A 22,743-nucleotide genomic window follows, 5' to 3' on the forward strand; every position below is an offset into this window, starting at 1 on the left:
AAATGCGCCCCCAGCGAAAAGGAGCTGGAATTCCGGCGGTCCGGGTCTAGCGTCGTTGAATAGTTCGAGAGAAAGGCGATTCCATGACGGAGACCCAGCGCGCGGCCTGGCCTGACCAGGTAAGCCAGCGCCTGCTGAAGGAGCGCATCCTTGTTCTCGGCCAGGAGGTCGACGACGAGATATGCAATCGGCTGTGCGGCGAGCTCCTTTTGCTGGCGGCTGAGGACCCGAATCGGGACATAACGCTTTACATCAATTCGCCCGGCGGATCGGTGACCGCGGGGATGGCTCTTTACGACATGATGCAGTTCGTCCCGTGCGACGTCGCGACGGTCGCGATGGGCTTCGCCGCCTCCATGGGGCAGCTGCTGCTGTGCGCCGGCGCCCCCGGCAAGCGCTACGCGCTGCCCAACGCGCGGATCGTCATGCACCAGCCGCTCGGCGGCATCGGCGGCTCGGCCAGCGACATCCAGATCCAGGCGGAGAGCCTGCTCTACACCAAGCGCAGGCTGGCCGAGATCATCGCCCAGCACACCGGCCGGCCGTTGGAGCAGATCCAGGCCGACTCCGACCGCGACCGCTGGTTCACCGCGCAGGAGGCGCTCGAATACGGATTCGTCGACCACCTGGCCGAGGGGATGAACTGACATGAGCGGACGTTACGTGCTGCCCTCGTTCACCGAGCGCACCTCTTACGGCATCAAGGAGATGAACCCGTACAACAAGCTGTTCGAGGACCGGGTCATCTTCGTGGGCACGCCGATCGACGACACCAGCGCCAATGACGTGATGGCGCAGCTGCTGACGCTGGAGTCGCTCGACCCCGACCAGGACATCAACATGTACATCAACTCGCCGGGCGGCTCGTTCACCGCCATGACGGCGATCTACGACACGATGCAGTTCGTCCGGCCGGAGATCCACACCGTCTGCATCGGCGAGGCGTCCTCGGCCGCCGCGGTCCTGCTGGCGGCGGGCACGCCCGGCAAGCGCGCCGCCCTGCCGCACGCCCGCATCCTGCTGCACCAGCCCGCCACCGAGGGCGGCCGGGGCCAGTCGAGCGACATGGAGATCCACGCCAGGGAGATCCTGCGCATGCGCGACCAGCAGGAGGCCATGCTGGCCCGGCACACGGGCAGGACGGAGCTGGAGGTCAGGAAGGACATCGAGCGGGACCGGATCTTCACCGCCGAGCAGGCACGCTCGTACCACCTGATCGACGACATCTACGCCTCCCGGAAACGGACACTGACCACCACCCGCTGAGGCGTGGAACCGGACGCTGGCAGCCACGCCCGCTGAAGCACGCAGTGGCCGCCGGCCGCCTCGGCCGGCCGATCACGGCCACGTCGGCCACCTCGGGGTGGCGGCCGAGCACCTCGGCCACCGAGGCGGGCCGCCGGCGGCTGCCTGCTGAAGTGCGGACGCGTGAAGTGCGGACGCGGCCACCGACGGCGAGGACGAGGACGCGCGGGGCGGCCTGCTTTGAGCCTGGTGTGTAGCGGCCGTCCCGCGCCCTTCGGGACCAAAGGGGCATCCCACCTGACCTACTGCGAAAGCAGGACATATACGCTTCTGGCGGTTATCGGGGGAAATCGGGGGAGTGGCGTGCCGCTGGAGCATGTGGTGTTGGTGTTGGTGGCTGCCCTGTGCGCGGGCTGGGTCGACGCCGTCGTGGGTGGTGGCGGGCTGGTGCAGTTGCCCGCGGTGATGGTGACGGGCATACCGCCCGTACAAGCGATGGCCACCAACAAGCTCTCCTCCGTCTTCGGCACCGCCTCGGCCGCCGTGACCTACGCGCGCACCACGAAGCTGGACCGGGCGGTCGCGCTGCCCGGCGTGGGGCTGGCCGTGGTCAGCGCCGGGCTGGGCGCCCTGGCCGCGGCCGCGATCTCGGCCGAGGTGCTGCGCCCCGCCGTGATGGCGGTGCTGGTCGGTGTGGCCGCCTTCGTGACGCTGCGTCCGGCTATGGGCTCGGTGCCGCAGCCCCATCTGCGGACGAACGGCCGCGTCGTGGCGGCGGTGACGATCGCGGGCGTGGGCATCGCCTTCTACGACGGCATCATGGGGCCGGGTACGGGGACCTTCCTGATCATCGCGTTCACCACGATCCTCGGGCTCGACTTCGTGTCGGCCTCCGCCTCGGCGAAGATCATCAATACCGGGACCAATCTGGGCGCGCTGTTCGTGTTCGGCTGGCAGGGTCACCTGCTGTGGGGGCTGGGCCTGGGGATGGCCGTCTGCAACGTGGCGGGCGCGCAGCTGGGCGCCCGCATGGCGCTCAAGCGCGGCACGGGCTTCGTCCGCGTCGTGCTGCTGTGCGTGGTGGTGGCCATGGTGATCAGGCTGGGCTGGCAGCAGTTCGGCTAGGACCCGACCGGCAACCGTCAACCGGTTCCGACCCGACCGGTTCCGACCCGACCGGTCCCGACCCGATCGTTTAGGATCCGACCGGCTCGGTCGTACGAGTGCGTAGCGCGGTCGCGGCCAGCGCCACGAACGCGGCCAGCAGCGCCGGTACGGCCAGTGCCCGCGGCAGCCCGGAGAGTTCGGCGATGCCCCCGATGAGCACCGGCCCGGACAGGAACCCCAGATAGCCGATGCTCGCCACCCTCGCCAGCGCCCGCCCCGCGAACGCCGGGTCACGATGCCCGGCGGCGGAGAACACCTGCGGCACGATGCACGACAACCCCGCCCCGAAGCACCCGAACCCGGCCACCGCCGCCACCGGATGCCCGATCGTCAGGGCCAGTCCCAGCCCGGCGGCGGCCAGCAGCCCGCACCCGCGCACCAGCGCCACCGGCCCGAAGCGGGCGGCCAGCCGGTCCCCGGCCAGGCGTCCCGCCGTCATCATGATGGAGAACGCCGCATATCCCGCCGCCGCGAACCCCGCGGACGCGGCCAGGTCCTCCCGCAGGTAGACCGAGCTCCAGTCGGCCGCCGCGCCCTCGCCCACCAGGCAGCAGAAAGCCAGCACGCCGAGGAAGAGGATGCCCTTGGGCAGCCCCGGGTGTACTCCGTCGGCCGAGATCACCGGGGCAGGGCGGGAGCGTAGCGCCCAGGCCGCCGCCCACGCGGCCAGGAGCGCGATCACCGCCCCGACGGACAGGAACGTGACGGCGGGGGAGAGCGCCAGGTGCGCGAACAGTCCGCCGGCCGCGGCGCCGGCGAACCCGCCGATGCTGAACACCGCGTGGAAGGACGACATGATCGGCCGTCCCCAGGCGCGTTCCACCTCCACCGCGTTGGCGTTCATCGAGACGTCCAGCACCCCGTGCACCACGCCGAACCCGAACAGCGCCGCGGCCAGCGTGCCCAGGTTCGCGGCGTAGGCGGGCAGGACGAGCACGACTCCCTGGAGCAGCGCGGCCGGGATCATGACGCGGCTGCTGCCGTAGCGGTCGACGAGGCGGCCGACCGCCTGCATGCCCACCACCGCTCCGGCGGCGATGGCCAGCAGCGCCAGGCTCAGCCGCCCGTCGCTCAGCCCGAGGTTCTCCTTGATGGCCGCAATCCGGGCCGTCCAGGTGCCCACGGCGGCCCCGGCGAGGAAGAACAGCAGATAAACGGCGACCCGGGCGCGGCTCACGGCGACTCCTGAGCGAGACGGGCGGTGACTCGGGCGCGGTTCAACGGCGACTCCTGGACGAGACGGACGGCTACTCGGGGCCGCTTCACTGGGACTCCTGTACGAGGCGGACGGCGACCCCGGCGGCCGCCAGGGCGTCGTGCTGCTCGCGCGGAATGCCGTCGTCGGTCACCACCACGTCGAGCCGCGAGATCGGGCAGACCGCGCCGAACGCCGTCCTGGCGAACTTGCCCGAGTCGCACGCCACGATCACCCGCCTGGCGGCGGCGATGGCGGCCTGCTTGACGGCCACCTCCGGCAGGTCGTGGGCGGTCAGCCCGTGCTCGGCGGACAGTCCGCAGCAGCCGATCACCGCCGTGTCGAAGCGCAGGGCCTTGATGGAGGTCTCGGTCAGGGGGCCCATGAAGTTCAGCTCGCCCTGCCGTACCTCTCCGCCGGGCAGCACCAGACGTACGCGCGGCGCCGCGGCCAGCAGTGACACCGACTGGAGCGCCAGCGGCAGCACGGTGAGCCGGCGGTCCAGCAGCGCCCGCGCCACTTCCAGCGCGGTCGTGCCACCGTCGAGCAGCACCGCCTCGCCGTCGGCGATCAGCCCGGCCACCTCGGCGCCGATCCGCTGCTTGGTCTCGACCGCCTCGCGCTCCCGCACCCCGAACGGCGGCTCCTCGCCGCGCAGCAGCAGCGACAGAGCGCCGCCTCTGACCCGGCGGAGTACGCCCTGCTGGGCCAGCTCGTCCAGATCGCGGCGGATCGTCATCTCCGACACGCCGTGCTCGGCGGCCAGCTCGGCGACCGAGACGCTGTCGTGGGTGCGGAGGGCGTTCATGATGGACATCACACGTTCCATGTGTTCATACAAACACGAATAATGTGCGCAATACAATGGGGGCCATGCGCGCCAGTCGTCTGCTCTCCCTCCTGCTGCTCCTGCAGGCGCGCGGCCGGATGACCGCCACCGACCTGGCCGCGGAACTGGAGGTGTCGGTCAGGACCGTCTATCGCGACGTCGAGGCGCTGTCGGCCGCCGGCGTTCCGGTCTACGCCGATCGCGGCCCGGCGGGCGGCTACCAACTGCTCGACGGCTACCGCACCCGGCTGACCGGGCTGACGGCAGAGGAGGCGTCGTCGCTGTTCCTGGCCGGCCTTCCCGGGCCCGCGGCCGAGCTGGGGCTGTCGGAGGTGGTGGCGAGCGCGGAGCTGAAACTGCTGGCCGCGCTGCCGCCCGAGCCGCGCTCGCACGCCTCCCGGATGCGCGAGCGCTTCCTGATGGACGTACCCGGCTGGTACCGCGACGCGGACGACGTGCCGCACCTCAGCGAGGTGGCCGCGGCGGTCTGGGAGCAGCGGCGGCTGCGGATGACCTACCGGCGCTGGGGCCAACAGGACGTCGAGCGGGAGGTGAACCCCTACGGGCTCGTGCTCAAGGGCGGCTCCTGGTACCTGATCGCCGCCCCCGACGGGCAGACGCCGCGCACCTACCGGGTGGCGCGCATTCTGACGCTGGAGACCCTGCCCGGCGGGTTCGACCGGCCCGAGGGCTTCGACCTCGGCGACTTCTGGCAGGACTATTCGCGCGAGTTCCGCGAACGCATGTACACCGCCGAGGCCGTCATCAAGGTCGCCCCCGGCACCGACAGCCTGCTCGCGTACACGATGGGCAACGACGTCGTCACCGCCGCGCTGGCCGAGGGCGGCGAGCCGGACGCGGAGGGCTGGCGCACGCTCACCGTACCGATCGAGTCGCTCACGCACGCCCGCTGGCTGCTGCTGCGGCTCGGGGCGAGCGTCGAGGTGCTCGAACCGCCCGAACTGCGCGCGCTGATGGCCGAGGCGATCGCGGAGCTCGGAAAAATCTACGGCTGAATCCGGGAGATTCTGCCACGATGCCCCACATGTATCTCATCGCATTCGTTGGCGCGTGCATCTTGGTGGCGATGGTTCCCGGGGTGAGTACCGCGATCATTCTCAGACAGACCCTGCGGGCCGGGCGCGGTTCCGGCCTGGCCGCCACCCTGGGCAACGAGGCCGGCATCCTGATCTGGGGGCTGGCCGCCGCGTTCGGCCTGTCGGCGCTGGTGCTGGCCTCGCAGGTGGCCTACGACGTGATGCGCGTCGCGGGCGCGGTGCTGCTGGTCGTGATGGGCGCGCAGTCGCTCTGGCAGGCCCGCCGCAAGGACGCGCCGCCGGTCGAGGTGGACGCGGTCAGCGGGCGGCGCAGGTCGTTCCTGGCCGGATTCGGGACCTGCCTGGCCAACCCGAAGGCGGCGGTGTTCGCGATGTCGTTCCTGCCGCAGTTCGTGCCGCGCGGGCAGAACGTCCCGCTCACCCTGGTCACGCTCGCCGTCGTCTGGGTGCTCGTGGACCTGCTCTGGTACGGCCTGCTCATCTGGACCGTCGCCAAGGCCAAGGCGTTTCTGGGCCGCCCGGCGGTCAGGCGGCGGTTGGAGCAGATCTCCGGCGTCGTCCTCATCGGCCTCGGCCTGAGGCTCGTCCTGGATTCGCGATGACGGGCCGCTGGACTACGTTAAGGGGATGACGAACGACCTGGCGACGCTGATGCGGCAGGCGCAGGACGAGGATCCGCTGCGGGCGCTGCAGGCCACCACTGCCTTGCGGCACGAACTCGAGCGCATGGAGGCGGTGCAGGTGCGCCGGGCCAGGGTGGCCGGGCTACCGTGGGCGCAGATCGCCAACGCGATCGGGGTGAGCAAGCAGGCCGTGCACAAGAAGTACGGCAGGGGCTAGCGTTCGGTTCCTCAGCGTGCGCGCCATTTGTCGAGGAGCTGGGGCAACTCCCGCTCCACGAACTCGAAGTAGTCGCGCATTCTGGCCAGGTTCGCGCCGGCCACGGTGCCGTCGCCGCCGACCGCCTCGACCGCGGCCGACGCCTCGCCGGTGATCTGCCGGAAGATCGGCATCTTGGTCAGCGTGAGCTCGTACCAGGCGTCGTCGGGCAGGCGGTAGACGTCGCGGCGGGATCCGGGCACCGGCTCGCGCACCACCAGGTGCATCTGCGTGAGCAGACGCACCGCGCCGGATATGGCGGCCGGGCTGACGCCGAGCCGCTCACCGAGCTCGGCGGCCGTCAGCGTCCGCTCCTCGGCCGCCATCATCGTGAACAGCACCCGCGCGGCCATGGGCGGCAAGCCCCAGTCGGAGAAGATCCGCGCCATCCGCTCGACCGTGTGGCGCACGGCCTCCTCGTCACGACTCACAGGCGGATTCTACGGGCTTCACAAACGGGCGAAACTTCCCGCGTGTTTGCGCAGGGTGAGGGCGGCGAGGATCACCCTCACCGCTTCCGGCCCCTCGTCGCAGCCGAATGCGGAGGGTGCGCCCGTCAGTCAGGGGCCTTCACGGTGGCGATGCCGAGCGTGCTGGTCATCGGGAGAATGCCCGCCTCGAAGACGGCTCCCAGGACGGGCTGGATGAGCTGAGCCAGCCGATCGGCGCGCTGCTCGCCCAGCTGCCGCCACGGCTCGGCGGCCAGGTCGTCGGTCATCCGCTCGACCTGGTCGCGCAGCGCCCGGCCCTGGTCGGTGGCCTGGCCCTCGGTGTCCACCAGGCCGCGCCCGGCCAGCCGGTCCTGGGCGGCGGCCCACTCGCTCTCGCTCCAGCCGCGCCCGGCGAAGTTGGCCACCGGGGCGCCGCCGACCGCGGCCAAGGAGACCAGCGACTCACACGGGTCCAGCTCCGCCGCCTGCAGTGCCACCAGGTGGCCGTCGCCGCGGTGCTCACGCAGCACGGTGGCGGCGTGCCAGAGCGCCAGGTGCGGCTCATCGGGCCAGGGCAGGTCCAGGTTGGCCGCGGCGAACGGCCGTCCGCCCACCGTCACGCTCTCCGCCACCCGCCGGGCCAGCTCGGCGGCCTCGCCGAGCGCCCCGACCCCGTCGCCGAGCAGGGTCCGATAGGTACGGTCCACGGCCCGATGGCGGGCGCGCAGCACCTCTGCGGGACTCGCGGTGTCCCAGACGGCCGGAACGTGTTCGGCGATCGTTCGCGGGCTGAAGCTGTAGTAGGTGGCGAAGGCCAGGTTCGTGCCCGCGCGGCCCAGCGGCGCGGTGCGGTAGGCGAAGTAGCTCGGCCAGCGCGACTCCACGTCGTAGCCGATCGCCGCCGCCTCCTCGAAGGCCTGCGGGGAGAAGTACAGCGCCGCGTGGATCGGCTCCAACTGGTGCCACATGCGCCGGGCGAGTCTGCCATCGATGGACATGCCGATTCCTCACTGTCTAGGTAAGCTATGACAGTGACGATAGACTCCTGGCGCATCACTGGTCAATCGCAAATAGACAGTTATGTTGGCCGGTGGGTGGAGCTCGCCGTCCTCCTGGTGAACGTACTGGCCGTGGGCGAGGCGCATGGGCGCGATCTTGAGCCGCCGACCGGCGGGGCCGCGCGCCGTGCCGCCGTACTCGATGCCACGGCCCGCCTCGAGCGGCCGCCCGCCGGGGCGCTGACCGCCGCCGACGCCGACCACCTGGCGGAGGTGGCCGCCGAGCTGCGGCCCGTCTTCGGCGGCGGTCCCGATTCCGTCGCGTCGCTCAACGCGCTGCTGGTACGGTACGCGGCCGTCGCCCACCTGAGCGGAGAGCCGCCCATGCTGGCCTTCCACCAGCCGGGAGCCTCACTGGTCGACGCGTGGGCCGCCGACATCGGCACGGCGCTGGCCATGGTGATCGGGGTGGGGCAGGGGGTACGGCTCCGGTCGTGCGAGGCGGAGGGGTGTTCGCTGGTCTTCTTCGACGTGACGCGTAACGCCTCGCGGCGGTTCTGCGGGCTGTCGTGCCAGAACCGCGCCAAGGCCAGCGCGTATCGCGCCCGGCGGCGGACCTAGGGTAGCCATGGTTTCCCGGGTGGTTCGTCACGCAACCGGGCTCCATCCGTGTGACGGTCCGTGGTGGCTGGTGCCCTTTTGGAGGGATACCCCCTTCGGGGGGTGGAGAGAGGGCGGTTCGTCGGGGCGGAGGTCCTATGGAGGGACATCCTCTTCGGGGGGTGGAAGAAGGTGGTCCCTCGGGGCAGAGGCCCATGGAAGGGCACCCCCTTCGGGGGAGGAAGAACGGAGCCAGGGCTGGGGGAGTGGCGGGCCAAGCGAGGGCTTGGCTTGGGGGGTAGGCAGGTGTGGCGGGGAGGCTACCGGCGGTTGAGGGCGAGAGGTAGCACGACGTGGTCCACGAGGCGCCGGGCCAGCTCGCTGTCGACGGGCTCGCCGCTCACCAGCGCGCGGAAGAACAGGACCGCCGGGCCCACCTGCCACAGCAGGTCGGTGTCGGCGCTGCGGGACAGCTCGCCCCTGGTCCAGGCCCGCTCGAACACCTCCAGCGTCAACCGGCGGCGCGTCGCGACGTAGTTCTGCTGCACTGCGCGCGCCAGGTCGGCGTTGTGCAGGATCTCCCCGACCAGCCCGGCGACGACGTCGCTCAGCCGGGCCAGCTCGCCCACCAGCGACTCCATCAGCCCGAGCAGATCGGCCCGCAGCTCACCCGTGTCGGGCGCCACCGGCGTGGTGGAGACGGCGTTGACGAATGCCGCGACCACCAATTCCGCCTTGGACGGCCAGCGCCGGTAGACGGTGTGCTTGCCCGCCTTCGCGCGTGCGGCCACGGCGTCGATGGTCAGCCGGTCGTAACCGGTTTCGCGCAGCACATCGAGCACGACGCCGAGCAGTTCGGCCTCGCGCGCCGGCCCGCCCCGCAAGGGCGTCACGGACATGACTTCAAGAGTAGGCGTCAGCGCTGCCAGACTGTCAGGTCCATAGTGATGTAGTTGCTGTCACCCTCGCTGACCTTCGTCACCTTGACCAGACCGATCGTGCTCTGGCCGAAGACGCACACCAGCCTGCCTTTGGCCTGGTCGGCTTCATAGCTGCTCATGTACTTGGTGTTGTCGACGCACGCCTGGTAGGTGCCGTTCTGGCCGGAGTCGAGCACGGCCATCTTGTCCGCGCGCAGGCCGATGGCGCTGTATTCGACGTCGCCCTCGTTCTCCTTCGGGTGAGTGGGGTCGTCGGTGAAGTTGACCCCGTAGTAGCGGGTCACGTCGATGCCCTTGTACGTGCCGAGCAGCGTCCCGGCTTTCGCCCCGGCCACCGAGCCTTCGGTCGCCGTGCCCACGGGACTCGGCGTGGTCTCATCGGTGTCGGGGGAGGGGCCGGTGGTGGCCGTAGTCGCCGGTGCCTGTTGGGTGACCGTGACGGTCGCGGCGGGCTGAGCGAGCGGAGTGCCGTCGGCTGCGCCCGGCATGATCAGCACGGCCGTGACGGCCGCCGCGACCACCGCGGCGGCCACGGCGGCGCCCGCCACGACGCCGAGCCCGAACGTGCGCCGCGTGCGGGCCGGGGGAGGCGAGGGCGGGGCCGCGTAGGCGGGCAGGGCGTGCGTGAGAGGCGGCGGCAGCCACTCGGGCCCAGGGCCGGGCTGCGCGTAGCGTTCGAGCTCGGCGACCAGGGCGCGTGGCGTCGGCCGGTGCGCGGGGTCCTTGGCCAGGCAGCGGGCGATCAGGTCGCGCAGCTCCGGTGGGCAGCCGTCGAGCTGCGGCTCGTCATGCACCACGCGATAGAGCACCGCCGGGTCGGGGCCTTCACCGAACGGCGTACGGCCGGTCGCCGCGAACAGCGCCAGACCTCCCAGCGCGAACACGTCGACCGGCGGCGCGGCAGGATGCCCGAGCGCCTGCTCGGGGGCCATGAACAGCGGCGTGCCGATGCGGATGCCCGTGCCGGTCAGCGGGGTCGCGTCGACGGCCTTGGCGATGCCGAAGTCGATGACGCGGGGACCCTCGGGGGACAGCAGTACGTTCGAGGGCTTGAGGTCGCGGTGCACCACCTGTACGGCGTGGATGGCCTGCAGCGCCTCCGCCACGCCGCAGACCATGGTCAGGACCGTGTGGGGCGGGAGCGGGCCGTGCTGGGCGACGGCCTTGTCCAGCGAGGGCCCGGGTACGTAGGCGGTGGCCAGCCAAGGCGTCCTGGAATGGGGATCGGCGTCGACGACCGGCGCGGTGTAGAGGCTCTGCACCCGCAGAACCGCGGCGACCTCCTGCTGGAACCGCCGCCGGAACTCGGGGTCGCCGGTGTATTCGGCACGGATCACCTTGACGGCCAGGCGCCTGCCGCTCTGGGTGCTGGCGAGGAAGACCTGCCCCATGCCACCGGCTCCCAGCCGCGCCACCAGGCGATAACCGCCGATCTCGGGAGGGTCTTCAGGGGCGAGGGGTGTGAAGGGGGGATTCACCATCGCACTTTACCATGCTAGTAAATCTACATTGTAAAGGCATATCGCCAACATCTCATCAACCCGATTCTGGGCGCGATCTCCTTCGAGCGGGTGCCGCGTCGGCTGCTGGGGCGGGTCAACGCGCTGGGAGACTCGCTGGCCTCGGCTGGGATTCCGCTGGGCCGGCTCATGGCCGCCGCCGGGCTGTCGCCGGTGCTGGTCGTGTGCGGGGCGGTCTACCAGAATGTGGGCCAGTGCTCCGGCGTTCCCGCCAGGGCGCGAGGGTACCCGGACCTTTCGGGTTTGTCTGCAGTTTCCCTCATACAGGTTGTTTCTGCTGCTCGATGTACTGCGTGAGTACGGTGAGCGGTGCCCCGCTGACTGGCCCGGCGAAATAGGAACCAGGCCAGAAATGTCCGCCCTAGAGGTATGTGCGGACGTGTGTGCTGTATTCCTTGCGAAGTATCCGGGCTGATACCCCTTTCAGCGAATTGACGAGTTTGGACAGGGCGACCTTGGGCGGGTGGTGGACCAGCAGGTGGACGTGGTCGTGTTCGCCGTTGAACTCGCGCAGTTCGGCCTCGAAGTTCGGCGCATACCTCGCGCATGAGTTCCTCGCGGCGGACCAGTATCCCGTCGGTGAACACCCCACGCCGGTACTTTGTCACGAACGCCAAATGGGCATGAAGGTTTATAGGCGACATGTCGCCCCCTTTTCAAATCGGTATTGGCATTCCATCGCGGTGACATAAACCAAACGATATGATCAGTGCGTGGAGAAGGTGAAGCGGACTCGTGCGCATGTGGCGCGCTTGGCGTTGGACAAGCGGCAGGCAGCTGTCTTGGACGGTCAAGCCCACACCGCGCGTGCCGTGTGGAACCTGCTGCATGAGTTCGCGACCTTCCGTCAGGGCCGCCTTGCGTCGCTGAAGGAGTGTGACGCGGCGATTCGGCGGGCCCGCCACGAGATCGAGTGGATGGGGCAGTTGCCCGCTCAGGCCGCGCAGGCCGTGCTGAAGACCTACCGGCAGGCGTGGGCGAACTTCTTCAACCCCGCCCACCCGGCCGAACGCCCGACGTTCAAGGGCCGGTTCGGATGCCGAATGGCCGTGGACGTCCCCCAGGCCCGCGACTTGCAGATCGCCAGGATCAACCGCAGGTGGGGTGCGGTGAACCTGCCCAAACTCGGGCGGCTGAAGTTCCGGTGGACCAAAGACCTGCCCGGCCTCACCAAGGGCGGACCAGCAGGGAGGATCACCGGGGCTCGACTGGTGAAAGACGCCCACGGGTGGACCATCGCCTTCCGTACCGAACTGCTCGTCTCCGCTCCCGTGCCGCACGCCGGGCCGAAGGCCGGCATGGACCGGGGCATCGCGGTCCCGCTGGCCTTGTCCACCGGGGAGCATCTTCGGCACGGCCCGTGGCTGTCTGGCGGGCAGCGTGAGCGGTTGTTGCGGTTGGAGCGCAAAAGCGCCCGTCAGCGTGCCAGCCGCGGCAAAGGCGACCCGGTGTCCAACCGGGAACGCCGCACCTACGACCAGATCGCCCGGCTCCGCGCGACAGCCAAGCGCCGAGTGGTCGACTGGCAGCATCAGAGCACGACCGACCTCGCGCGGCGGTTCAGCGCGATCGTGGTCGAAGATTTGAGAGTCACCAGCATGATGGCCTCGGCGTCCGGGACGGTGCAGGAGCCGGGGCGGGGCGTCGCTCAGAAGCGGGGCCTGAACCGGTCGATCGCGGATCAGGCGTGGGGCCGGACGGTGGAGTTGCTGACCTACAAGGCTGCCGACCGCGGCGGCCTGGTCGCCACGGTCGACCCGTACGGCACCAGCCAAGAGTGCCACCGCTGCCACACCACCACGAAAGGATCACGCGAGACGCAGTCGCGGTTCGCGTGCAAGAACCTGGCGTGCGGATGGATCGGCAACGCCGATACCAACGCCGCCCGAAACCAGCTTCATCGGTACAACTCCGCCGCCGGACGGGCGGTCACAGGACGTGGAGACTCCGCGATAGCGGGGCCTGCGAAGCGTCAAGCATCCTGTCCCACAGTCTCGCCCGCACCCGCGCTGCGAGCTGCTGCCTAAGCAGCACAGGAACCCTCCACACTTATGTGGAGGAGCACGTCAATTCCTCACCATCGGGCTGCTGATGACCCGGGTCGCGCCGTGAATGGCGGCAGATGGACCAATCTCGTGGCGCCGTACCCGCATCAGCGGAAAGCACCGGCACGGAGCGCAGCCTCACCTCAGCCCACATGGACGTCCCAGCGGGGGATGCCAGCCCCTGCGGTCTGTCCGGCGAGCACTAATCTGTGGACGTGTCCTCCTACCTCACCCTCAGCGCCGCCATCGAGCACGAGACGGAGGCCCGCCGCTCCCGTTTCGTCTGCGCGGTAGCCCCGGCGAGGACACCAGCGGAAGCCTCGGCCTTCATCGCCGAACGCCGCCACCTGCACCCGAGCGCCTCCCACAACTGCACGGCCTACGTGATCGGCGACGACCGGAAGGGCGACGACGACGGCGAACCAGGCGGCACGGCGGGCACCCCCATGCTCCAGGCCCTGACCGGCAGAGGCTTCAACGACGTGGTGGCGGTGGTGACCCGCTACTTCGGCGGCACCCTTCTGGGCGCCGGCGGCCTGGTCCGCGCCTACAGCTCCGCGGTGACGGAGACCCTGGACCAGGCGGTACCGATCCGCATGATCCCGGCGATGCTCTTCGAGGTGACAGTGGCCCACGACCAGGCGGGCCGCGTAGAGAACGACCTAAGGGCATCGAGACACCCCGTCAGGGAAGTGTCCTACGGCAGCAAGGTCGTCTTCACGGTGGCGGTGGCGGACGACGAGACGGCCACCTTCATGGACTGGCTGGCCACCCTGACGGCGGGGAGGGCTCAGGTGACACCGGGCAACAGAATCCACGTAGCCGGTTGAGAACAACGCCGTAACAGCAACCAGGAGCGTCATCCCTCGAGGGCGTACTGCATGACGCGGAACTTCGCTTGCGCCTCGGCGAGTTCGGAGCTCGGGTCGGAGTCGCCCATGATGCCGGCGCCCGCGAACAGCCGCGCCCGGCGCCCCCGGACGATCCCCGACCGCAGCGCGATCCCCCACTCCCCGTCCCCGTGCGCGTCGATCCACCCGACCGGACCCGCGTAGCCCGCGCGGTCCATCCCCTCCAGCTCCCGGATCACCTTGATGGCGGTGTCGGTGGGCGTGCCGCCCACGGCCGCGGTCGGGTGCATGGCGGCGACCACGTCGAGCACCGACGCGCCGTCGGCCAGGCGCCCGGTCACGTGGCTGGCCAGGTGCTGGACGTTGGGCAGCATGAGCAGTTCAGGCTCGTCGGGCGTCTGCAGCGACGAGCACAGCGGGGCGAGCGTCTCGCGTACGGACGCGATCGCGCACTCGTGCTCGTGCCGGTCCTTGGCCGAGGCGAACAGCGCCGCGCCGCGCGCCAGGTCGTCGGCCGGACCGGTGCCGCGGGGCGTGGTGCCGGCCAGGACGAGCGACTCGATCTCCTTGCCGGTGCGCCGGATGAGCAGCTCGGGGGTGGCGCCGACCAGGCCGGCGACGGAGAAGGTGTAGCAGTCGGGATAGCGCTGTGCGAGGCGGTCGAGCAGGAGGCGTACGTCGATCGGCCGCTCGGCCGTGGCGATCAGGTCGCGGGCCAGGACGACCTTCTCCAGCTCGCCCTCGCGGATGCGCCGGGTGGCCTGGGCGACGACATGCTCCCATTCGGGGGCGGACAGGCTGCCGTCGCCGTAGCTGATGCGGCCCGGATCGCGTACGGGAGTGAGGGGTTCGAGGCGCGCGTCGCCGATGGTGGTGAGCCAGGCGCGGCCGGCACGCCGGGCGAGCACGGCCTGCGGCACGACGAGGACGGAGCCGGCGGCGTTCTCGTCGAAGGTGAAGGAGCCGAAGGCGACGGGCCCGACGCCGGGCATGCCACCGGGGCCGTCGAAATAGCCGTCCATGTGGGCGTCGCCGAACAGGTCGGCGAGCCACCGGCTCGCCCAGGCGAACCGGTCGGGACCTGCGGGAACGGCCACCCGTGCGGCCTCACCCCAGCCGACGAGTCCTTCGCCGTGCCGGATCCAGGCATAGGGGGCGGCGGTCCGGGGCAGGGAGGCCAGCAGGTCACCGGGGTCACCTATGGGGGCGGTGCGAACCGGTAGCGGGCGGGTGGTTCCGAGCGCGACACTCACCCAGACACTCTATGCGGGAACTGAACACGTTCGACTGGGACCCCCGTGAATGACCGGTTACGGTCAATGAACCCAGATAAAGGGGGAACCCGCATGATATTCGGAGCATCCTCATCGGATCAGGACTGTCAAGCAGCGATATGAACACGGTCCCGAGATGGCAGATGTTGCCTTGACGACATAGTCGGCCTCCGCGCCCATCCCTACTTTGGGCCGCATGATCACTCGTCTCGCACCCCTCTTCGCCGCTGCCCTCGTTCTTCTCGGTTCCGGTACGGCACACGCGTCGTCCTCGGCGGAGCCTGTCCCAGAGGTCATGGCGGCGTTGGGAGACTCGATCTCGGCGGGGTTCAACGCGTGCGGCTGGTACGTCTCGTGCACCTCCCGCTCCTGGTCGGCGGGGGACAACGCCGAGGTGACCAGCCACTACCTGCGGCTGGCCGGGCTGAGCCGGACGATCACGGGGCACAACCGCAACTTCGCGGTGCCCGGGTCGACGAGCGCGGACCTGATGGGTCAGGTGAAGCAGGCGATCACCGCCAAGGCGACATACGTCACAATCCTTATCGGCGCTCAGGACGCCTGCAAGCCGGCGGAGAAGGACATGACGCCCGTAAGCGTCTACCGGCAGCGGCTCGACGCGGCTCTGGCGGAGTTGCGGGCCGGGGTGCCGGGGGTCAGGGTGTTCTTCGCCAGCATTCCCGACCTGCGCCGGTTGTGGCAGGTCGGCAAGAGCAACGCGCTGGCGCGCACGTTCTGGACGCTCGGCCGGATCTGCCCCACGATGCTGGCCTCCCCTTCGTCGGCCAAGCCCGCGGACGTGGCGCGGCGGGCCCGGGTGCGGGCGCGCGTGATGGCCTACAACCACGAGGCCGCCCAGGCGTGCGCGACGCTGGGAACCGCGTGCCGTACGGACGGGGGCGCGGTGTTCGCCTACCCGTTCACGCTCGACCACATCAGCAAGTGGGACTATTTCCACCCCAACCCCCAGGGGCAGCGGGCCCTGGCCCAGCTGACGTTCAAGAACGGCTTTGAGTGGATCGACGTGCTCTGAGCGGCGCTGGTCATCTGAGCGGCGGTCAGCGGCACTGGGCGAGCATGGCGTTCTTGTCCGCACGGGTGACGGGCAGGTCGTACTTGAGCGCGACCTGCGCGAAGCGGGTGACGTAGGCGCAGCGGATACGGTGTTGCGGCGGCAGCCAGCCCGCCGGCCCTGAGGCGTCCTTCTGCTCGTTGGCGGCACCGTAGACGGGCAGCAGGTTGAGCGGGTCGTTGGCGAAGTCCACGCGCTTGGACATCGACCAGCGCGGCGTGCCCATCCGCCAGCCGTAGGCGAGCGGGATGACGTGGTCGACCTGGATCTCGTCGGCGTGGTCCTTGCGCCAGTCGATGGTCCGGCCGGTGTAGGGGTCGGTCAGGACGAGGGAGACGACCTCGCAGCGGGAGCCCTGGCGATACTTGACGTCCTGGCCGTCGCGGGCGAGCAGGTCGTCGCGGGTGCGGCAGCCGTTGCGGGCGTACGGGACGCCGGTGGCGGTGTCGGCCCAGTTGTCGCCGTACCTGGTGCGCTCGTAGCCGGTCTTGGGGCCGCGGCCCTTGACCCGGAGCCGCTTGATGAGGGTGCGGGCGCTGGCCCGGTCGGCGTCGGTGGCGATGGGGGCGAGTCCTGGGCGGGTTCCGCTGGTGTTGGTGAGGGGGCTGGCCGCGGTGGCCGGGCTGGTCTTGGTGCCGCCGATGAGGGAGACGACCAGGACGCCCCCTGCCAGGAGGGCGACCGTTTCCTTTGTGCTCAAGTACGCCTCCGGGGATTCTTGGGCACAGGTTCTCTAGAGATCAATTCCCGACATTGTGGTGTTTGACACAGTGAGAGGTTTGAGGCGGCAGAGAGAGGGGTGTGTGGCGCGCGGTCCTGTTGATCCGGATGTGGATCTTCATGGGCGGTGGCCGTTTTCTCAGTTGCGGAGTAATGATGTAAGCAACTGAGAAGGGTGTCGTCATGGATGATTACTCTCGCGTCGTCTCCTCGGTGGCGGCCGAGCTGCTGCCGAGGGTGGCCAGTGTTCGGGCGGATCGGGGCAGCGGGTCGGCGGTGGTCTTCACGGCCGACGGGTTCCTGCTGACGAACGCGCACGTGGTGGGCTCCTCGAGGGCGGGCACGGTGGCGTTCGCCGACGGGTCGTCGGGTGAGTTCCTGGTGGTGGGGCGCGATCCGCTGTCGGATCTGGCGGTGATCAGGGCGCAGGTGCCCACGCCGGAGCCCGCCGTCCTGGGCGACAGCGACGAACTGGTGGTGGGACAGCTCGTGGTGGCGGTGGGCAGCCCGCTGGGGCTGGCCGGTTCGGTGACGGCCGGCGTGGTGTCGGGACTGGGACGGTCGTTACCGGCCCGGAGCGGTCAGGCCGTACGCCTCATCGAGGACGTGATCCAGACCGACGCGGCCCTAAACCCCGGCAACTCGGGAGGAGCGCTGGCCGACTCGCGGGCGCGGGTGGTCGGCGTCAACACGGCCGTGGCCGGCGTCGGGGTGGGGCTGGCCGTGCCGGTCAACAGCACGACGCGGGGGATCATCGCCACGCTGATCAAGGACGGCCGGGTACGGCGGGCCTACCTCGGACTGGTGACCTCGCCGGCGCCGCTGAGCGAGCCGCTCCGCCGGCGGACCGGGCAGGACAGCGCGCTGCGGGTGGTGGAGGTGATGCCCGGATCGCCCGCCGACCGGGCCGGCCTGCGGGCGGGGGATCTGGTGCTGAGCGCGGACCGCCATCCGGTGGGCGACGCGCAGAGCTTGCAGCGGCTGATGTTCGCCGAGGCGATCGGGCGGCCCCTGCCGATCACGGTCCACCGCAACGGGGCGCTGGTGGACGTCATCGCGGAGCCGGTCGAGCTGACGAGCCGCGCTTAGCCGGCCGTCAGGAGGACCACGGAGTCTGCGCGGGCTCGGCCGGCGCCGGTGCGGATTCCGCGGGTGCCGGTTCGGCCGACGCCGGTTCCGCGGGCGTGGGCGGCGTCGGCTTGACGTAGGTGCCGTTGCGGCGGGCCAGGAGCTCCTCGAACAGGGCGTCCCACTGCGCGCCGATGACGTCCACGTCGTACGTGCGCGCCGTCTCCAGCGCCCCGGCCGCCAGGCGGCGGCGCAGTTCCTCGTCCTCGATGACGCGCAGGAGCGAGGTGGCGAGGTTGGCGTTGGTACGCGGCTTGACCAGCAGCCCGTCGACCTCGTCGGTGATCATTTCCTTTGGCCCGTGCGGGCTGTTGAAGCTGACGATGGCCAGCCCCTTGGCCATGGCCTCCAGGATGGTCATCGGGAAGCCCTCGTGGCGCGAGCTGAGCACGAAGACGGACGCCTTCTCCAGCTCGGCGCCGACGTCGGAGGTGGCGCCGGGCAGCTCGATCTGGCCTTCGAGACCCGCGTCGATCACCTGCTGGCGCAGGTTGTCCTCCTGAGGGCCGGCGCCGTAGATGCGCAGCTTCCAGTCGGGGTGGGTCTTGGCGACCTCCTCCCAGGCGACGATGAGCCGGTGGAAGCCCTTGAGGCGGGTCAGTCTGCCGACGGCGATGACGACCTTGGAGTCGAGCTTGGCCACGTCGCCGGTCATCGGCGGCACGGCGTTGGGGATGCGGATCAGCCGCTTCGGCTTCTTGGGCAGGGCGGCGCGGTAGTCGCGCAGGTCGGCCTTGGTGAGGGTGGCCAGCGCGTCGAAGCGGCGGTAGCGCCACTTGATCAGCTCCTGCACCGCCTCCGGCTGGGTACGCAGCGCGACGTGCTCCTGGCCGATGGTGATGACGCTCGGCAGCGCTAACTGGGCCATCGCCAGGTTGAGGCCGGGCCTGGTGGAGATGAGGATCCCGGTGTCGAGCGAGCGGATGTAGCGGGCCAGCTTCAGGTCGGTCCACAGGTTGAAGCGGTGGAACGCCGACTCCTCCGGCGGGATGAGCTTGCTCGGCCGCTTCGACAGCATCGCGCGTACCGGGTCCGGGCCGGGGTTCAGCCGGTCGTCCAGGAAGCGGAACTTGACCCGCGGGTCGATCGGGAAGAAGGGCTCCTCGGCCTCCTTCAGGATGCTGACGATCTCCACGTCGTGGTTCTCGGCCAGATAACTGGCGAGGTTGAAGACGGTCCTGATCGTGCCGCCCATGCCGTACGCGTGCAGGATCAGGATTCTGACCTTGTCCGTGGACGGCGGCGGCGCTTTGCGCACCTTGCGGCGGTTGTAGCCCTTGTACAGCCGGACCATCGCCGACCTGCCCTTGCGTGCCAGTGCGCGCACCTGAGAAGTCCCCCTTGAACCGAGAGTGTCACTACACAAGTGGCCAATGGCGATGTGTGCGAATTCGCCACCGGCTTATTGTCCCGCTTCGGTGGAGTGTCCTGTCCATCCCCGAGGACTAACCCCACGCATGATCTATAGACGTTGCAAATCCTCTTAAGGTTGCATCCGTGGCCGATGTGTTGGATCCGGGGTGTGTGGGGGGTGTTCGGCCAGCAGCCCGAGTATCACGTCGATGGCCTTCTCGAGCTGGGTGTCCGTGCCCGCCGCGTAGTCCTGCGGGGTGATGTCGATCTCGATGTCCGGGTCGGTGCCGTAGTTCTCGACCTGCCAGCCGACGTCGTCGAAGGCGAAGGAGAACTCTGGCTGTGTGGTAACAGTGCCGTCGGCCAGCCGGTGCCGCGGCCAGATGCCGATGACCCCGCCCCAGGTTCGCTTGCCGACGAGCGGGCCGAGGCCGCGCAGCTTGAAGGTGTGGCTGAAGATGTCGCCGTCGGAGCCGGCCCATTCGTTGGTGATGGCGACCAGCGGACCGCGCGTCGACTCCGGCGGGTAGGGCTCGGGATCACCCCAGCGGGGATAGTCGTAGCCGAGTCTGCGGCGGGCCAGCTTCTCCAGCAGCAGCGCCGAGACGTTGCCGCCGCCGTTGAAGCGGACGTCGACGATGAGCGCGTCACGGTCGTGCTCGGCCAGGAAGCCGCGGTGGAACTCGGCGAACCCGTCGGTGCCCATATCGGGAATGTGTACGTATCCGACGCGGCCGTCCGAGCGCTGATGGCAACGGGCGCGGTTGAGGTTGACCCAGTCGCGGTAACGGGCGGGCCCTTCGTCGGCGATGGCGCGGACGACGGCGGTGAAGACGCGCTCGCCGCGCCGCAGGGTGAGCTCGACCTCCTCGTCGGCCTGGTTGACCAGGCGTTCGTTGGGGGTGGCGGTCTCGCCGATGGGGGCGCCGTTGATGGCCAGGACCGCGTCGCCCGGCCGTACGTCCAGGCCGATCCGGTTGAGCGGGGAGGTGGCCTCGGGGTTCCACGCGTCGCCGGTGACGATGGCGCCGATGTGGTAGACGCCGTCGCGATAGTCCCAGTCGACGCCGAGCTTGCCCTGCGTGTAGTCGGGGCCCGGCCGGTACTCGCCGCCGCTCTCGTAGGCGTGGCTGGTGGCCAGCTCCCCGTGGAGCTCCCACAGCAGGTCGGAGAACTCGCCGCGGGTGCTGACGCGTTCGACGAGCGGCAGGTAGCGCTCGTAGACGGCGTGCCAGTCGACGCCGGCCATGTCCTCGGTCCAGAAGTTCTCGAGCTGCAGGCGCCACGCCTCACGGAACATCTGCCGCCATTCCGTCGCCGGGCAGACCGACACCTTGATCCGGGACAGGTCGATCCACCCGGTTTCGCGGCCCGGGGTGTCGCCGTCGTCGTCGGGCGTCTCGGCGGCCTTCAGCACGCGCAGCCGGTCGCCCGCCCGGTACAGGAGCGTTTTGTGATCGCGGCCCAGCTCGAAGTCGCTGACGCCGCGGGCGAAGGTCTCGCGCTCACCCTTGGTGAAGTCGTACAGGTCCAGGATGCTCTCACCCTGCAGCGGGCTGCTGAGAATGAGCGCCTTGCCCGGCAGCCCGGCGACCCGCTCGTAGCGGCCTTCCGGCAGGGGGAACGCGGTGACGCGGCGGGCCAGGCCCTCGAGGTCGACGCGCAGCGGCTCGGGCTCGCCCTCCTCCTCTTCCTCTTCCTCCTCGTCCTTCGCTCCCAGGGGGCGGGGCTGCGGGACGAACGGGTCGGGGACGTCCCGACGCAGCGCGATGGCGTAGGGGCGGGTGCCGAGGGGGAAGCCGAGGTCGAACTGAAGCTGGTCGTAGACGGGGGAGAAGACCCGCTGGCCGATGAAGTAGAGATAGCGGCCGCGCGGGTCGAAGGCGGGGCGGGAGTCTTCGAGCAGGGGCTCGGTGGCGGCGACGGTCTGGCCGGTCGCGGGGTGGTGCAGCATGATCGCGGCGGTGTGGGCGTTCAGCGGGGTGGCGTACGCGAGCCAATGGCCGTCGTGCGACCAGGCGGGGTCCGCCGGCGGGCCGTGCGGGTTGGCCTCGACGAGTACGGCCCGCCCGGTGGCCAGATCGACGAGGTGCAGCTCGTCGCGGTGGTTGGTCACGGCGACGCGGTCATGGGCGGGATCGGGCACGAGCGCGGTGATCCGCCCGAGCCGGGCGATCTCCGGGGCGGCCGGGTCGCCGAGGATGACCAGCTGTTCCTCGTCACCGTCGTCACTGGCGGCGGCGATGAGGCGGCGGCCGTCGTTGAGGAAGGTCAGGAAGCGGTAGCGGACGCCGTCGGGCTCGCCGTGCTGCCGGACCGGACCTTCCCAACCGGCCATGGTGTACGCCTTGCCGCGCGCGGTGACGGCCAGGGCGCTGCCGTCGGGAGTGAGCGTGGCGCTCTCGAGGTAGTCGTCGGCCTCCACGAACCGGCGGTTGCGCTGGGTCCTGGAGCTGGCCAGCCGTACGTCGATCCGCTGGGGCGCGTCCTCCGGATCGAGCAGGTAGAGGTCGGCGCCCGCGTGGTAGACGAGGCGGTGGCCGTCACCGGACAGATTGCGCGCGTAGTAGTCGTCGTGGTGGGTGTGCTTGCGCAGGTCGTCGCCGTCCGGAGTGCAGGAGTAGACGTTGCCGACGCCCTCGTGGTCGGACAGGAAGCAGACGCGGTCACCGCTCCAGCACGGGGACGCCAGATTGCCGGGCAGCCGGATGAGCCGGCGGAAGCGGCCTTCGCCGTCGGGGTCGATCCACAGGTCGCCGACGGTGCCGCCGCGGTACCTCTTCCAGCGCGCGGGGTCGGCGGTGTTGCGGCCCAGGACGATCATGCCGCGGGGGCCGTGGGCGATGGAGTTCGCCGGTCCGTACGGCAGGCGGTGCGGCACGCCGCCCGGCGCGACCCGGTGCAGCCACTTGCGGCCCTCGAACGGCTGGCACTCGTCGCTGGCGTACAGGATGCGGCCCTCGGGGTCCCAGCCGGTCACGGTGCAGCGGGCTCCGTGATAGGTGACCCGCCGGGCCGCGCCCCCGTCGGCGGGCATGACGTACACCTCTTCCGGGCCCTCCTCGCGCCCGACGAAGGCGAGCTGGTCGCCGCGCGGCGAGATGCGCGGGTAACCGGCCTCGGCGAGCCCGGCGGTCAGACGGAAGGCGCGTCCCCCGAGGGCGGAGACCATCCACAGGTCGTCCTCGGCCGCGAAAACGACCACGTCCTGGAAGATAGAGGGGAAGCGCAGGTAGGCGGACATGTGTGCTCCGTGATCAGGCAGCCGGGACTCCGGCCGCGGCTGCCTGATCCTTTCACCGCGTCAAGCCATGTCCGGTTTCTTGGGCTCCTTCTTGGCGTCCTTGGCGTCCTTGTCCTGGCGGGCGGGCTTGATCGTCTGTTTCTTGGTCTTGCCGGTCTTGGCGGCCGGCTTCTTGTTCGTCTGTGCCATTGGT

General features: G+C 70.1%; 22 protein-coding genes and 1 pseudogene. 11 read left to right on the forward strand and 12 right to left on the reverse strand.

The genetic code is table 11. From position 1 onward, the window contains the following. Positions 1-83 precede the first annotated feature (83 nt). The 3 genes from ACGFJ2_RS46125 (at position 84) to ACGFJ2_RS46135 (ending at position 2,370) form a co-directional block, all read left to right on the forward strand. Positions 84-647: an ATP-dependent Clp protease proteolytic subunit gene (locus tag ACGFJ2_RS46125; RefSeq protein ID WP_357951824.1), complete on the forward strand. Its 564-nt coding sequence runs from the start codon at positions 84-86 to the stop codon at positions 645-647. Position 648: 1 nt separating this feature from the next. Beyond that, positions 649-1,266, forward strand: coding sequence for an ATP-dependent Clp protease proteolytic subunit (locus ACGFJ2_RS46130; RefSeq protein ID WP_357951825.1), 618 nt, complete (start codon positions 649-651; stop codon positions 1,264-1,266). A 342-nt stretch (positions 1,267-1,608) separates the two neighbouring features. Continuing rightward, positions 1,609-2,370 carry a TSUP family transporter gene (locus tag ACGFJ2_RS46135; protein WP_393479458.1) on the forward strand — a complete coding sequence of 254 codons (762 nt, stop codon included), beginning with the start codon at positions 1,609-1,611 and terminating at the stop codon, positions 2,368-2,370. Between the two features lie 70 nt (positions 2,371-2,440). Here the strand turns inward: ACGFJ2_RS46135 and ACGFJ2_RS46140 are convergent, their stop codons facing one another. Continuing rightward, positions 2,441-3,589 carry an MFS transporter gene (locus tag ACGFJ2_RS46140; protein ID WP_393479461.1) on the reverse strand — a complete coding sequence of 383 codons (1,149 nt, stop codon included), beginning with the start codon at positions 3,587-3,589 and terminating at the stop codon, positions 2,441-2,443. 85 nt (positions 3,590-3,674) lie between these two features. Further along, on the reverse strand, positions 3,675-4,424 hold the full coding sequence (locus tag ACGFJ2_RS46145; RefSeq protein WP_358186136.1) for a DeoR/GlpR family DNA-binding transcription regulator: 750 nt from the start codon (positions 4,422-4,424) through the stop codon (positions 3,675-3,677). Between the two features lie 56 nt (positions 4,425-4,480). Here ACGFJ2_RS46145 and ACGFJ2_RS46150 point away from each other — a divergent pair, with 56 nt between their 5' ends. From ACGFJ2_RS46150 to ACGFJ2_RS46160, 3 genes are all read left to right on the forward strand, one after another. Then, the gene (locus ACGFJ2_RS46150; protein ID WP_393479463.1) at positions 4,481-5,452 is read left to right on the forward strand and encodes a helix-turn-helix transcriptional regulator; all 972 of its coding nucleotides are present in this window, start codon (positions 4,481-4,483) and stop codon (positions 5,450-5,452) included. Positions 5,453-5,523: 71 nt separating this feature from the next. Then, positions 5,524-6,096, forward strand: a complete 573-nt coding sequence (locus ACGFJ2_RS46155; protein ID WP_357952189.1) for a LysE family translocator — start codon at positions 5,524-5,526, stop codon at positions 6,094-6,096. A 25-nt stretch (positions 6,097-6,121) separates the two neighbouring features. Next, on the forward strand, positions 6,122-6,334 hold the full coding sequence (locus ACGFJ2_RS46160) for a hypothetical protein (protein ID WP_225291204.1): 213 nt from the start codon (positions 6,122-6,124) through the stop codon (positions 6,332-6,334). A gap of 11 nt (positions 6,335-6,345) precedes the next feature. Here the strand turns inward: ACGFJ2_RS46160 and ACGFJ2_RS46165 are convergent, their stop codons facing one another. Together ACGFJ2_RS46165 and ACGFJ2_RS46170 are read right to left on the reverse strand one after the other, a co-directional pair. Then, a complete protein-coding gene (locus tag ACGFJ2_RS46165) occupies positions 6,346-6,804 on the reverse strand; it encodes a MarR family transcriptional regulator (protein ID WP_357951833.1) in 459 nt (152 codons plus the stop codon). Between the two features lie 125 nt (positions 6,805-6,929). Further along, on the reverse strand, positions 6,930-7,802 hold the full coding sequence (locus tag ACGFJ2_RS46170; protein ID WP_393479466.1) for a hypothetical protein: 873 nt from the start codon (positions 7,800-7,802) through the stop codon (positions 6,930-6,932). Positions 7,803-7,898: 96 nt separating this feature from the next. On the opposite strand from ACGFJ2_RS46170, the gene ACGFJ2_RS46175 reads away from it, so the two are divergent. Beyond that, positions 7,899-8,423, forward strand: a complete 525-nt coding sequence (locus ACGFJ2_RS46175; protein WP_393479468.1) for a CGNR zinc finger domain-containing protein — start codon at positions 7,899-7,901, stop codon at positions 8,421-8,423. Positions 8,424-8,722: 299 nt separating this feature from the next. On the opposite strand, the gene ACGFJ2_RS46180 is transcribed toward ACGFJ2_RS46175, so the two are convergent. The 3 genes and pseudogenes from ACGFJ2_RS46180 to tnpA all read right to left on the reverse strand — a co-directional run bounded on the left by ACGFJ2_RS46180 (position 8,723) and on the right by tnpA (position 11,553). Next, positions 8,723-9,301, reverse strand: coding sequence for a TetR/AcrR family transcriptional regulator (locus ACGFJ2_RS46180; protein ID WP_357951839.1), 579 nt, complete (start codon positions 9,299-9,301; stop codon positions 8,723-8,725). A 17-nt stretch (positions 9,302-9,318) separates the two neighbouring features. Beyond that, entirely contained in the window at positions 9,319-10,824 is a 1,506-nt protein-coding gene (locus tag ACGFJ2_RS46185) for a serine/threonine-protein kinase (protein ID WP_393479471.1), read from the reverse strand. A 298-nt stretch (positions 10,825-11,122) separates the two neighbouring features. Beyond that, positions 11,123-11,553, reverse strand: a pseudogene (gene tnpA / locus ACGFJ2_RS46190) (IS200/IS605 family transposase). 53 nt (positions 11,554-11,606) lie between these two features. Here tnpA and ACGFJ2_RS46195 point away from each other — a divergent pair. Continuing rightward, positions 11,607-12,890, forward strand: a complete 1,284-nt coding sequence (locus tag ACGFJ2_RS46195; RefSeq protein ID WP_393479908.1) for an RNA-guided endonuclease InsQ/TnpB family protein — start codon at positions 11,607-11,609, stop codon at positions 12,888-12,890. 233 nt (positions 12,891-13,123) lie between these two features. Continuing rightward, entirely contained in the window at positions 13,124-13,738 is a 615-nt protein-coding gene (locus ACGFJ2_RS46200; protein WP_393479474.1) for an IMPACT family protein, read from the forward strand. Between the two features lie 29 nt (positions 13,739-13,767). Here the strand turns inward: ACGFJ2_RS46200 and ACGFJ2_RS46205 are convergent, their stop codons facing one another. Further along, positions 13,768-15,012 (reverse strand): isochorismate synthase, encoded by a 1,245-nt coding sequence (locus tag ACGFJ2_RS46205; RefSeq protein WP_357951849.1) that lies wholly within the window; start codon positions 15,010-15,012, stop codon positions 13,768-13,770. Between the two features lie 217 nt (positions 15,013-15,229). Here ACGFJ2_RS46205 and ACGFJ2_RS46210 point away from each other — a divergent pair, with 217 nt between their 5' ends. After that, positions 15,230-16,066 (forward strand): GDSL-type esterase/lipase family protein, encoded by an 837-nt coding sequence (locus ACGFJ2_RS46210; protein ID WP_358186181.1) that lies wholly within the window; start codon positions 15,230-15,232, stop codon positions 16,064-16,066. 25 nt (positions 16,067-16,091) lie between these two features. Here the strand turns inward: ACGFJ2_RS46210 and ACGFJ2_RS46215 are convergent, their stop codons facing one another. Beyond that, complete coding sequence (locus ACGFJ2_RS46215; RefSeq protein WP_358186183.1) at positions 16,092-16,805, reverse strand: HNH endonuclease family protein; 714 nt, start codon at positions 16,803-16,805, stop codon at positions 16,092-16,094. A 203-nt stretch (positions 16,806-17,008) separates the two neighbouring features. Here ACGFJ2_RS46215 and ACGFJ2_RS46220 point away from each other — a divergent pair, with 203 nt between their 5' ends. Continuing rightward, a complete protein-coding gene (locus tag ACGFJ2_RS46220; protein WP_357951855.1) occupies positions 17,009-17,914 on the forward strand; it encodes a trypsin-like peptidase domain-containing protein in 906 nt (301 codons plus the stop codon). Between the two features lie 7 nt (positions 17,915-17,921). On the opposite strand, the gene ACGFJ2_RS46225 is transcribed toward ACGFJ2_RS46220, so the two are convergent. From ACGFJ2_RS46225 to ACGFJ2_RS46235, 3 genes are all read right to left on the reverse strand, one after another. After that, entirely contained in the window at positions 17,922-19,280 is a 1,359-nt protein-coding gene (locus ACGFJ2_RS46225; RefSeq protein WP_357951857.1) for a glycosyltransferase family 4 protein, read from the reverse strand. A gap of 156 nt (positions 19,281-19,436) precedes the next feature. Then, positions 19,437-22,550: a S41 family peptidase gene (locus ACGFJ2_RS46230; protein WP_393479479.1), complete on the reverse strand. Its 3,114-nt coding sequence runs from the start codon at positions 22,548-22,550 to the stop codon at positions 19,437-19,439. A gap of 60 nt (positions 22,551-22,610) precedes the next feature. Beyond that, entirely contained in the window at positions 22,611-22,739 is a 129-nt protein-coding gene (locus ACGFJ2_RS46235; RefSeq protein WP_357951861.1) for a hypothetical protein, read from the reverse strand. Between the last annotated feature and the right edge of the window lie 4 nt (positions 22,740-22,743).

It is taken from the genome of Nonomuraea sp. NPDC049028, from assembly GCF_043197735.1.
Taxonomy (GTDB): Bacteria; Actinomycetota; Actinomycetes; order Streptosporangiales; family Streptosporangiaceae; genus Nonomuraea.